Annotated in this window: 10 protein-coding genes; all 10 read left to right on the top strand. The window is 54.3% G+C overall.

Annotation, left to right across the window (positions count from 1 at the left end; translation table 11 throughout):
- The first annotated feature begins 42 nt into the window (after positions 1-42).
- Complete coding sequence (gene msrB / locus RC85_RS02415; protein ID WP_068258293.1) at positions 43-633, top strand: peptide-methionine (R)-S-oxide reductase MsrB; 591 nt, start codon at positions 43-45, stop codon at positions 631-633.
- Positions 634-1,637: 1,004 nt separating this feature from the next.
- Positions 1,638-2,132 (top strand): dihydrofolate reductase, encoded by a 495-nt coding sequence (locus tag RC85_RS02410; RefSeq protein WP_068258292.1) that lies wholly within the window; start codon positions 1,638-1,640, stop codon positions 2,130-2,132.
- Between the two features lie 352 nt (positions 2,133-2,484).
- Positions 2,485-2,856 (top strand): 30S ribosomal protein S13, encoded by a 372-nt coding sequence (rpsM, locus tag RC85_RS02405; RefSeq protein ID WP_068258378.1) that lies wholly within the window; start codon positions 2,485-2,487, stop codon positions 2,854-2,856.
- A 67-nt stretch (positions 2,857-2,923) separates the two neighbouring features.
- The gene (rpsK, locus tag RC85_RS02400) at positions 2,924-3,307 is read left to right on the top strand and encodes a 30S ribosomal protein S11 (RefSeq protein ID WP_068258291.1); all 384 of its coding nucleotides are present in this window, start codon (positions 2,924-2,926) and stop codon (positions 3,305-3,307) included.
- A gap of 130 nt (positions 3,308-3,437) precedes the next feature.
- Positions 3,438-4,433 carry a DNA-directed RNA polymerase subunit alpha gene (locus RC85_RS02395; RefSeq protein ID WP_068258290.1) on the top strand — a complete coding sequence of 332 codons (996 nt, stop codon included), beginning with the start codon at positions 3,438-3,440 and terminating at the stop codon, positions 4,431-4,433.
- Between the two features lie 74 nt (positions 4,434-4,507).
- Positions 4,508-5,134 carry a bL17 family ribosomal protein gene (locus RC85_RS02390; RefSeq protein ID WP_068258288.1) on the top strand — a complete coding sequence of 209 codons (627 nt, stop codon included), beginning with the start codon at positions 4,508-4,510 and terminating at the stop codon, positions 5,132-5,134.
- A 506-nt stretch (positions 5,135-5,640) separates the two neighbouring features.
- Entirely contained in the window at positions 5,641-7,167 is a 1,527-nt protein-coding gene (gene xylB, locus RC85_RS02385; protein WP_068258286.1) for a xylulokinase, read from the top strand.
- A 167-nt stretch (positions 7,168-7,334) separates the two neighbouring features.
- Entirely contained in the window at positions 7,335-8,309 is a 975-nt protein-coding gene (locus RC85_RS02380) for a ThuA domain-containing protein (RefSeq protein ID WP_068258284.1), read from the top strand.
- A gap of 323 nt (positions 8,310-8,632) precedes the next feature.
- Entirely contained in the window at positions 8,633-11,065 is a 2,433-nt protein-coding gene (locus RC85_RS02375) for a multiheme c-type cytochrome (protein ID WP_068258282.1), read from the top strand.
- Positions 11,066-11,141: 76 nt separating this feature from the next.
- Complete coding sequence (locus tag RC85_RS02370; protein WP_068258376.1) at positions 11,142-12,467, top strand: prepilin peptidase; 1,326 nt, start codon at positions 11,142-11,144, stop codon at positions 12,465-12,467.
- Positions 12,468-12,701: the final 234 nt, after the last annotated feature.

The raw sequence follows: 12,701 nt of genomic DNA, 5'->3' as shown, positions 1-12,701 counted from the left end.
GTTCCGTCAATTGCATCGAATCCCTTTTGAAGGAGACGTGAGATGAGTCGTTGGTTGATCTTCGCTGGACTGTCGGTCTTGATTGGAATGTCCTGGGTCGGCGGACAAGAAAGCAATGCTGTTTCCTCACCCGGTTCAGCCGACGTCGTCACAAAGGCGGTTCCCGGGCAGATTGATCCTGTGCAGGTTGACGCTGCGGCCGCCAACTTAGAAGCCTACGTGAAGCCACCGGCATCTCAATTGCGGAAAAAACTTTCTCGGATGCAATACGATGTTACGCAGAACGACGCCACCGAACCGCCTCGCAAAAATCGGTATTGGAATTACAAAAAAGATGGCGTGTACGAATGCGTGGTTTGTGGCCAGGATCTGTTTAGCAGTGCGACCAAGTTCAAGTCAGGAACCGGCTGGCCCAGTTTTTATGCGCCGCTAAACGAAAGGCAAGTTGGAACCAAGACGGACTACGTGATGTTTTATCCTCGCGTCGAAGTGCACTGCTCGCGGTGTGAAGCACACCTCGGTCATGTCTTTGATGACGGGCCACAGCCGACCGGAAAGCGTTATTGCATGAACAGCGCGTCCATGAACTTTGTCGAAGTGAAAGAACCTGTTGAAAAGTCCGTCGAGAAATAAACGCTCTTCGGTGATCACCACCCACCTGTCCCGCGGGGCGGGACAGGTGGGATCCAACGTCTAAATTGTTTAACCGCGTGGGCATCGCCTAGTGGCATTTGCTTTCAACACTGAACTGCCCCGGAGGGGGCATAGCACTTTGCCGGTGGCCAACGGCCACCGGTAATCGACCAGAAAAGATGGTTTGCCCCGGAGGGGTAATCGAACCGATGAATGCTCGCTGCCGCCCCTGCCGGGGCTTGGGTTTTTGCTGCGTTTGACTCCCGTGGGCCAAAGCCCACGGCACCGTGCTGACGCCCCGTCCGGGGCTAAAGATAAGTGGCATTGGGGCATCGCCCCGCAACGTGAAGGGTTTCTGAATGGTTTAACCGCGTGGGCATCGCCTAATGGCACTTATTTTCAACACTGAACTGCCCTGGAGGGGGCATAGCACTTTGCCGGTGGCCAACGGCCACCGGTAATCGGCCAGAAAACATGGTTTGCCCCGGAGGGGTAATCGATCCGATGGATGCTCGCTGCCGCCCCTGCCGGGGCTTGGGATTTTGCTGCGTTTGACTCCCGTGGGCCAAGGCCCACGGCACCGTGCTGACGCCCCGTCCGGGGCTAAAGATAAGTGGCATTGGGGCATCGCCCCGCGTGCTGTGAGACCAGCACGACGCGCGGGGCGATGCCCACGCGGTTAAACGAAATAACACGTGTTTTCCGAGAAGTGTCCAACTTTAGGCTCTATCACTCCTCCGGGGCAAATCATGTTTTGGTTTGATTACCGGCAGAGTGCTGTCACTGCTCCGCGGCTAGATTGGCTGGTTTGCGCTGCATTGATAACGTTCCGTATCTGGCGAAGTCTTTCGTAGCTGGGCCCGCCAGGGTTCAGTCGGGTACAGCTAGTAGTGAACTGAACCCTGGCGGGACCAGCTACGGGAAAACCGGGAAGTTATTTCGGGACAGTTTCTAAGATGGGCGCTCCCTGAAGAACGGAGTTCAACTTTGGTACAATTCTTCTCATGGTAAAAAACTCATCTTCCTTGACCGCCATCGTTGCCATGACGCCATCGGGGGTGATCGGGCTCGACGGTGACATGCCATGGCGGCTTAGCAGCGATTTGCGTCGATTCAAGAAATTGACAATGGGCGGCACCCTGATCATGGGGCGAAAGACCTACGATTCAATCGGCCGCCCTCTGCCTGGCCGGCGGACGATTGTGATCACACGAAGCGACGATTGGTCGGCCGAAGGCGTCGATCGAGCGGCCTCGCCCGACGAAGCGGTGACAATGGCTGGTTCAAATGACGTGTTTGTCGTCGGCGGCGCAGAAATTTATCGACAACTTTTGACTCGGTGCGACCAGATTCTGCTGACCCGAGTTTTGTCTCAGGTCGAAGGCGACACGCACCTGGAACTGGATTTAGCCCCGTTTCGCGTGGTCGAACAGACTCGAATCCCGGCTTCTGAAAAAGATGATGTGCCAACCGAGTTCGTGAAATACGTCCGATCTTAAAAATTAGTGAAATTTCCGTCTCCGTTACCACTTGAGTAAAACGGGTCTGGACCGGTATATTCCGGGATTCCTGGTCACAGTTCCGCAGCATTTGCGAACGAAAACCACGAGGAAATCGATTTTGAAAGACACTTGGTTGGCAATTTCAGCGGCTTGTTCCGCATCGGATGCAAACTGGGGACCCAAGCAGTAAACGTTGCAAGTTGTTCACAAGGAATGACTTAAGGCATTTCATCGCTGCTCTTTGGCTTCGCCGAGTCTGACTTCAAAGCTGATTTTCTACACTCACCTATCGTCTTGTTGCAAATTTTTCCCTCCTGCTTGAACTCGGAGTCTGGCTATGCCCCGTTTGATGGGCGTCGATATTCCAAACGACAAACAGATCCAATATTCGCTTACCTACCTTTACGGAATCGGGCTCTACTCGGCTCGTGAGGCATGCGAAAAATTGGGCATTGACCCGACCCGCCCGGCCTCCGACGTCAATGAAGACGAAATCGGTCGGATTGCGGCACTGCTCGAACGTGATTACACGGTCGAAGGTCCGCTGCGTCGCCAAACCGCTCAAAACATCAGCCGCCTTCGCGAGATTAAATCGTATCGCGGTATGCGTCACCGCGTTGGTTTGCCGGTTCGCGGCCAACGTACCAAAACCAATTCGCGTACCCGCAAGGGTCCCAAGAAGACGGTTGCCGGTAAGAAGGGCGTTAAGGATCTTCGCTAAAGCGGATTCCTTTACTCCACAAAACCACTCGATCACTTCCTTCACCTGAATCAACGAGAACTTTGCAGTGGCAAAGACCAACAAAAAGAAACGCGTCAAACGCAACGTTAGCAACGGCATCGCGCACATCCACGCGACCTTCAACAACACCACCGTCACGATTACCGATCCAAAAGGTGACACGTTGTGCTGGGCCAGTGCTGGCACAAGCGGGTTCAAGGGAAGCCGCAAGAGCACGCCGTTCGCCGGGCAATGTGCTGCACAGCAAGCTGCCGAAAAGGCTCAGAAGTTTGGAATGCGTGATGTTGAAGTCAAGGTAAAGGGACCTGGTTCAGGTCGTGAGAGTGCGATTACTTCGCTGCAAGCCGCTGGCCTGAATGTGAAATTGATCGAAGAAGTCACACCGATCCCGCACAACGGTTGCCGGCCTCGCAAGAAACGCCGCGTTTAATTCGCAGCGTTTCCGTGGCATAGGCTTCCTGCCTGTGATCAAGACCAGCCTGTGATCAAAAAAGGGACGGGTCTCCTAGCCCGCCCCCACTTTTCAATACCAAGAATTTTGCCCAAGAGCCGAGAAACTTATGTCAATGCACATCCGATGGCGAGGAATGGAACTTCCGAGCAACTTGGAAGTCGATCGCGATACCCTGACAGCAAGCTACGGAAAGTTTTCTGCTGAACCTTTCGAGCGTGGTTTTGGTGCAAGCGTTGGTAACAGCCTTCGCCGCGTTCTACTGTCCAGCTTGATGGGCAGTGCGGTAACTCAAATCAAAATCCGCGGCGCTCAGCACGAATTCACTTCGATCCCGGGTGTTGTTGAAGACGTCACTCAAATCGTTTTGAACGTGAAGAGCTTGGTCGTTCGCAACCACAGCGAAGCGACTCGCGTGATCACGATCGAAGCCAACAAGGCTGGCGTGATTACTGGCGGCGATGTCCAAACGGATTCTGACGTTGAAATCATCAACAAAGATCATGTGATCGCGACGTTGACCGAAGACGTTGATTTGATGATCGAAATGGTCGTCGAAAACGGTCGCGGTTACGTTCCAAGTACCGAACACAGTTCCGTTGACCACGAAATCGGCATCATCCCGATCGATGCGGTTTACAGTCCGATTACTCGTGTGCGTTACGAAGTCGAAGAAACACGTGTTGGACAAAAAACCAACTACGATCGTTTGAACCTGGAAATCTGGACCGACGGCAGTGTCAGCCCTGAACTCGCTTTGATCGAAGCGGCCAAGATTCTTCGCAAGCACCTGAACCCCTTCGTTCAGTATCGCGAATTGGGTCCGAGTATTTTCTCGGCCGCCCGCGGTGGTGCCGGATCGCCCGAAGCTCAATTAGAAGCCAAGTTGAACATGACTTTGGCGGACATGCGATTGTCGGTACGGGCCAACAATTGCTTGGAAAGCGAAAACATTCAAACCATTCGTGACTTGGTTGTTCGCACCGAAGACACATTGCTGGAAGTTCGCAACTTTGGCGACACAACGCTGAACGAAGTTCGCGAAAAGCTTTCTCAGTACGGTTTGCACCTCGGCATGCGAGTGCCGAACCAACCGATGTTCTAATCAGTGTGGCATAGGCTCCCAGCCTGTGGACACCGCAACCAAAACCATCCCTTTCAAGACCAACAGATACTGACATGCGCCACCGTCGAAGAGGCCGAACGCTCGGCCGCAGCCCTGCTCACCGCAAAGCGCTGCTTAAAAACCTAACTAGCGCTCTGTTTTTGACCGAACGCGATGCTTCCTTGGACGACAACGCACCCAAGGTTCCCGGTCGTATTACGACAACGACGCACAAGGCGAAAGAAGTTCGCCCGTTGGTTGAAAAGTGCATCACGATCGCCAAGAAGTCATTGGCATCGGCCGAAGAAGCGTCCAAGTACGCGACTCAAGCGGATCGCGGCACCGATGCTTACAAAGCTTGGCGGAAGAGCGACGACTGGCAAAAATGGGCTGCCGCTCGTGCTCCCGTCGTTGCTGCACAGCGTCGCGTGGTCCAACTGATCGGCGATCGCGAAGCCACCAGCATCCTGTTCGACACAATCGCAGAACGTTTTGTGGACCGCCCAGGCGGATACACTCGAATCCTAAAACTTGCCACGCCACGACTTGGTGACAACGGACAGCGAGCGATCCTGGAATTGGTCGGCAAGAACGACCGAGTCAAACGGAAAGCAGAAAAGCCATCTTTCGATGACGCTGCACCTGCATCCGAACCAGTCGATGAGCCCGTTGCTGAAGCGAAGGAAGAAGCAACTTCCTAAGCCGAAGTCAACACGATTGAAGAAACAAAGCCGGAGCATGCAACAAGCAACTCCGGCTTTTTTCGTAAACAAGCCGCAGCAATGTAGGCCGTATTGAGTGGAGCGAAATACGGCAAAAGTGCAAGCAGAGAATGCACGGTCGCGAGGGTAACCTGAATGCGTGATCGAGGGATGGGGGAAGATCCCAACACCGTGAAGGGGTTCTAAATCGTTTAACCGCGTGGGCATCGCCCCGCGCGTTCGGGGACAGCACAACGCGCGGGGCGATGCCCACGCGGCTAAACGAACTCATCCGTGTTTTCCGGTACCAAAACTCTTCACGGCGTTGGGAAGATCCCTTGCTCACGCAGCGGGTTCCCATTGGCGGGCCGGTCTACTCTGTACGGCCCAGACGCGGATGGCTTGAGTAATCACACGGCTCCGCCCACATTGAAAACTCACATTCTTTATATTGATAGATCTGACATTCAAACAAATCCATCTTCTTCCATCGCTTTGGCATCATCATGAGTCACTATCTAGGAATCGACATCGGAACCAGCGGAACCAAGACTTTGCTGATCGATGAAACAGGCAAGGTGTTAGCTGAATCGAACGCGGAGTACCCGATCGAGCAGCCCAAGCCGGGCTGGACGCAGCAAGATCCCGATGATTGGTGGGCGGCGACGGTCAAGACGGTTCGCACCGTGATGAACAAGAGCGAACTGAAACCTTCCGATGTCAAAGCGATCGGGTTGAGCGGACAAATGCACGGCTCGGTGTTTTTGGACAAGAAAGACAACGTGATTCGTCCCGCGATCCTCTGGAATGATCAGCGGACTGCCGCCCAATGCGACGAAATCACCTCCAAAGCGGGCGGACGCAAAGCCCTGATCAAAATGGTGGCCAATCCGGCACTGACCGGGTTCCAGGCACCCAAGATTCTCTGGATGCGTGACAAAGAGAAACGTAACTTCGACAAGCTCGCAAAAGTCCTGCTTCCGAAAGACGATATCCGCCGGCGTTTGACCGGCGACTATGTGACCGAAGTGAGCGACGCCAGCGGAACGTTGTTGCTAGATGTGGTGAAACGAAAGTGGTCAAAGAAGCTGCTTACCAAATTAGATCTTGATGCGGATCTGTTGCCGTCGGTCGTTGAAAGTGACGAAGTGACGGGAACGTTGACGGCCGCCGCAGCAGAAGCATTAGGCCTAACAACCGATTGCAAAGTCGTTGGTGGTGCGGGCGACTGTGCCGCCGGCGCGGTCGGTAACGGCGTCGTCAAAAGCGGAGTGCTGAGCACATCGATTGGAACCAGCGGTGTGATGTTCGTTCATAGTGATCAACCCGAATACGACGCGACAGGCCGACTTCATACGTTCTGTCACGCGGTCAACGGTAAGTGGCACATGATGGGCGTTAACTTGACCAGTGGCGGCGCATTGCAATGGTGGGTCGACAATATCTTGCAGGGACTCGAAGGCATTCCCGAAAACAAACGCTACGACGCGGCGACCAAAGAAGCGGAAAGCATTGTTGCTGGAAGCGATGGATTAGTGTTCTTGCCGTATCTCAATGGTGAGAGAACGCCTCACGCCGATCCCGATGCTCGCGGTAGTTTTGTGGGCCTAAACACTACTCACGGTCGCGGCCATTTAACTCGCAGTGTGATGGAAGGAATCACGATGGCACTGCGTGACAGCTTAGAAATCATCGGTTCGATGGGTGTCCCGATTAAGCAAATTCGCGCGTCGGGCGGTGGCAGCAAGAACCCGATGTGGCGACAAATGCAGGCTGATGTATTTGGTAAAAAGATCACGACACTGGAAGTCGAACAGGGACCAGCGTTCGGTGTCGCGTTGCTGGCAGCGGTGGGCGATGGGGCCTACAAAAACATCGAATCAGCCTGCAAAGCCACAATCAAAGTCGCCGACGAAACCAAACCCGATCGATCGGCGGTGAAAGCTTACGACCGACTGTTTCCGATCTATCGCGACTTGTACGGCAACCTGAAACAGTCGATGAACCAATTGGCTGACATTCAGGCTGGGTAAAAGAATAACCACGGATGGCTTTCGCAGACCCACGGATAATTGCGATGTCTATCGAGCCAGTATTCACCCAAAAAATCCGTGGTCCCGCGAAAGCCATCCGTGGTTAAAACTTCTTGTTATAATTCAGAAGCATCCTGCCCCACCTCCTTATCGGCGTCGTCATTCCTATGAAAGCTTTTAGCTACCTCTTCCTGATCATATTCGGCTTCACTTCGGTCGCTTCCGCCGAAGACAAGATCCGTGTGCTGATCATCGATGGGCAGAACAACCACGACACATGGCCGAAAACGACGATGATGATGAAGTCCTTTCTGGAGGAAACCGATCGTTTCACTGTCGATATTGAAAGAACTCAATTCACATGGAAAGGTGGCGAATTACTGGAGGAGTTCCCACTGGATGATGGAAAGCAATACGAGGATCTGCCCAAGCCAAAAACGGACCCGGACTTCAAGCCGAACTTTGCAAACTACGACGTCGTACTTAGCAACTTTGGTTACAACGCTGCGGCTTGGCCCGACGAAACCAAGGCGGCACTCGAGGCATTTGTCGGAGGTGGCGGCGGCATGGTGGTCGTTCACGCCGCAGACAATTCATTCGGCGACTGGGAAGAATTCAATCAGATGATTGGACTGGGCGGTTGGGGCGGACGCAATGAAAAATCGGGGCCCTATGTTTACTTAAACGAAGACGAAGAAATCGTTCGCGATGAATCGAAGGGCAATGGTGGTGACCACGGACCTCGCCATGAATACCAAGTCGTCATTCGCGAACCTGATCACCCGATTGTTGCTGGATTGCCCCGAGCTTGGATGCATACCAAGGACGAGCTTTATCAAAAACTTCGCGGTCCCGCCAACAACATGACGATCCTGGCCACTGCCTATGCGGATCCAAAATACAAAGGCACGGGACGGCACGAGCCGATCGTCATGACCATCGACTACAAAGGTGGCCGTGTTTTTCATACGGTGATGGGGCACGATGATCAGGCGATGGCATGCGTCGGCTATGCGACTCTGCTGGTCCGAGGCACCGAGTGGGCAGCCGATGGCAAAGTCACGCTAAACGAGGTGCCTGATGATTTCCCCACCAGCACCGAATCGAAATCCCGGCCGTTCGAGATGTCCGTTTCCCAGTAAGGAACGGTCCCGAAATAACTTCCCGGTTTTCTCGTAGTTGGGCCCGCCAGGGTTCAGTCTATCATTGACTGTACCCGACGCCGTGAAGAGATTTGGTCCGGGAAAACACGTGTTAGGTCGTTTAGCCGCGTGGGCATCGCCCTGCGCGTCGTGCGGCACCACAGCGCGCGGGGCGATGCCCACGCGGTTAAACAATTTAGAAACCCTTCACGGCGTTCTTCATCAGCTTGGTGACTGACCGGATTTAATGCTGTTCGTACACGTCGCTGTGCGTTACGTTCAACGTTCACATTTCATTCGATTCTCATCAGCCATTTTGCTTTATGCTCCATTATCGATTGCTGATCAGTTGCTTGGTTCTCTTTCTGGCCAATCACCTTTCAGCCGCCGATAAGCTGCTGGATCATTTTCCCGAAGCCGCCAGCAGCGGATGCATGGCCTGCCACGCGGAGATTGAACTGATCCGCGAAGCTGATTCAGGTATGATGCAACAGATCATGGAAATGGGGCCATCGATGGGCGACCCGGCCGGCTGCGTCGTTTGCCACAACGGCGATCCGACCGAAACCAAAGACAAGGACAAGGCTCATGGGGGCGACGATTTCTACGCCGATCCCGGCAGCCCCTGGGTCAACGAAAACACCTGCGGCAAATGCCACGAAGATCAAGTGCGTGTGCAATGGCAAAGTCTAATGATGACCGAGGCCGGAAAGATCCAAGGTGTTTGCTGGGCGTTCGGATCGCTGACCGGATACAACCACAAATACGGCAACTACGCTGTCGAAAACCCAGACGATCCGTCGGAGCGACTCGGCACCGATGCCTACCGAGCCTACATGGAACGTTTGACGGAAATGGAACCGGATGTGTTTGTGCAAAAACACGAACCACTTCCCGAGGCACTCAAAGCCGACGAACTTGGACGTTTGAAGGAAGATCCGACGCTCGCCGCGTTCACCTACCTGCGAGAAGAATGCCAGCGCTGTCACCACGCGGTCAAAGGACGACAAGAACGAGGCGATTATCGCGGCATGGGTTGTTCGTCGTGCCACGCACCGTACAGCAACGAAGGGTTCTACGAAGGGGACGACCCCAGCGTGCCCAAGGATGAACCGGGGCACATGCTGGTTCACTCGATTCAGGGAACCCGCGAGGCCAAGGTGACCGTTCATGGTGAAACCTATTCGGGCATTCCAGTTGAAACCTGCACGACTTGCCATGATCGCGGCAAGCGAATCGGTGTTTCTTTTCAAGGCTTGATGGAAACGCCTTATCACTCGCCGTTCCAATCCGATGGCACCGACCAACCGGCGCTGCACACCAAACACTATCTGGCAATGGAACAAGACATCCATTACCAGAAAGGCATGACCTGCCAAGATTGCCACACATCGACCGGGATCCATGGCGACGGATTCTTGGCGGCGGCAAACTTGGCTGCTGTTGCGATCGAGTGCTCGGATTGCCACGGAACTCCGGAATCCTATCCGTGGGACTTGCCGCTGGGGTTCATGGACGAATTTGAAATGACGCAGGCGGTCGGAAGCCCACGTGGAACGCTGAATGAAACACTGCCGCACACTCGCCAGGGCACCAACTACGACTCGAAAGACGGATTCTTGATTTCGGCTCGCGGTAATCCGTACGAAAATGTTGTCCGCGACGGCAACGAAATCATCGTCCACACCGCGGCTGGCAAAGACATCCGCATGAAGCCGCTGAAGACGCTGATTGAAGAAGATGAAGTGTCACCGCGCGGTGTCGTCGCGATGAAGAATGTTTCCAAACACATGGAACGACTGGAATGTTACACGTGCCATTCAACGTGGACGCCGCAGTGTTATGGATGCCACGTCAAAATTGACTACAGCCAAAAAGACAAGTGCCCCGAATGCAGCGAGTCGCAGGAGAACTTTGACTGGGTCGCCGCCGGTCGCCGTCATGCCGATCCCAAATACGCAGCCGATCCCGGCGAAACGGGCTACGACACGATCATCCCTGGCAAGATATCCGAACAACGTTCCTACCTTCGCTGGGAAGAACCGATGATGGGGATCAATGGCGAAGGCCGCGTGACGCCGATCACGCCCGGTTGCCAGCCATCGGTAACGATCATCGGCGAAGATGGCGAACCGATCCAAGTCAATCACGTCTACAAAACGGCACCGGGATTGGAACGCGGTGGCGACGATGGGCAATTGGCGATCGACATGTCGCCAACGCAGCCGCACACAACGACGAAGGCGGCGCGGACCTGCGAATCCTGTCACGCTTCCGACAAAGCTCTCGGACTTGGCATCGGATCGACTCGACCTTGGAACGAAGACCATACGGTTGATCTTGAAACGGTCGATGGAAAAATCCTCCCCAAAAAGACGCAAGTGCAGGTCACGAAAGTTGAAAACCTGGATCACGATTGGTCGGTTGTCGTAGACGAGGAAGGCAACCAATTGGCGACCGTCGGCCACCACTTCAAGTTATCGCGAGCTTTCAACAAAGAAGAAATGCAGCACATTTCTCGTCAGGGAACCTGCAGTGCATGCCACCAAAATATCCCCAAGGAATCGCTGGCCGTCAGCTTGCTGCATCACGTTGCCGAGTATACCGGACAATTGCCCAAAACCACCGATCAACATGATTCATTAGTCAACAAGATCGTGCTCAGCAGCGCATGGGCGCAAGTAGGCGGCGCGTTCGTGTTCGGCATGCTGACTGTTGGCTTGATCGGTCGCTACGGCCTACATTCATCGACCTGAATTGCTAAACTTCGCAATCCTGGACCAACTGATCCGCGCGTGATGCCGATAGGACGAAATCTTGATCGAATTTTGGATGAATCTGCCACTCGGCCTTCGTTGCCTCTTGCTAACAATCCTTGGCCTGTTCGCGGGTGCCCTCGCAAACCATGTCATCTCGACTTACGCGTACATCACTCCGCGTCCAATCTCGCCATGGACTCGCCAAAGTCGCTGGCTAGCGGTTCCCGAAAAACATCGACCCTCGTCTTGGACTGGTGATTGGTGGAAGGCCAGAAACTGGCTTGATTGCATCCCCGTGATTGGTTGGTTTCGGCTGACTCGCGAAGCCAGTGTTCACGGGCGAGGGTTTTGGGTGCGACCGCTGCTGATTGAATTGACGATGGCGATCGGATTGCCGGCGCTCTATCACTACGAAGCCCTGGCCGGCGGATTGTTGCCAGCCGCTGCGGCCGCGAATCCAGGTTTCCTGAAAACATTTGAACCAGTTGGCACAACAATCTTTTTCGCTCACGCGATCCTGGTCACGTTGATGGTCGCAGCGACGTTTATTGACTTGGACGAAAAAACGATCCCGGACATCATCACCATTCCTGGAACGTGGATGGGTTTAATCGTTGGAACGATCAGCACTTCCATCTTTATGCCCACGTCTTTACCAGTCGGTGGTGATGTAACGTCCATCAAAGAAACCACCTTTGATTCCCCATGGTTCGGCCCACCAGGTATCTGGTTTAGCGGTGCAGGATTCCTAGTCGCCGTCTTGATCTGGTCAGTGTGGTGCTTTGCATTGGCCGATCGCCGATGGAGCGGCATCGTTGCGAGAAGGCGAGGCCTGGGGCGAGCGATCCGTCACTTCACCAACGGGCTGTTCCATTACGGTTCCTGGAAAATCCTGCTCAGCATGTGGGCCGTTGGTTTTCTTTTGCTGTTGACCGTGTTCAAGATTGGCGGGACGCCATGGCATGGCCTTTTTACATCGCTGGTCGGCTTGGCGGTCGGCGGCGGAATCGTTTGGGCGATTCGGATCATCGCATCTTGGGCGATGAATATGGAAGCGATGGGATTCGGCGACGTGACGCTGATGGCGATGATCGGAGCGTTCATTGGCTGGCAAGGATCCCTGGCAGCCTTCTTCTTGGCACCGTTTACAGCGATCTTTATCGTCATCATTCAGTACATTATCACGCGCGATGCTCAGGTGCCCTTCGGCCCGTACCTATGCGCCGGCACGCTGCTGACGATCCTAAAATGGGACAGCGTCTACAACGGCTGGTTCGCCTACAACATCATCACGCTTGGCCCAATGCTGTTGTGGATCAGCGTTTCGATGCTCGGGTTGATGGGAGTGATGCTGTTCGTTTGGCGACAAATCAAGTACCGACTGATTTATCGCGAGTGAGAATAACCACGGATGGCTTTCGCGGGACCACGGATAAACTCGCCCGATACATCCGTGGTCTCGCGAAAGCCATCCGTGGTTAAAGATTAAGCGAACAATGTAGGAAAAAGAACGCGTGATGTGCGCATCATCACGCGAACAGGCAAACTAGATGACCGGCCTAGGCCGTCGGCGTTTGGCCACTGGCTTCAGCTCTCGGTTCACCTTTCGGCTCGCTCCTGGCATCCACTCTCG

It is taken from the genome of Rubripirellula obstinata (assembly GCF_001642955.1).
GTDB lineage: Bacteria > Planctomycetota > Planctomycetia > Pirellulales > Pirellulaceae > Rubripirellula > Rubripirellula obstinata.
This window is presented reverse-complemented; position numbering and strand designations above follow the sequence as displayed.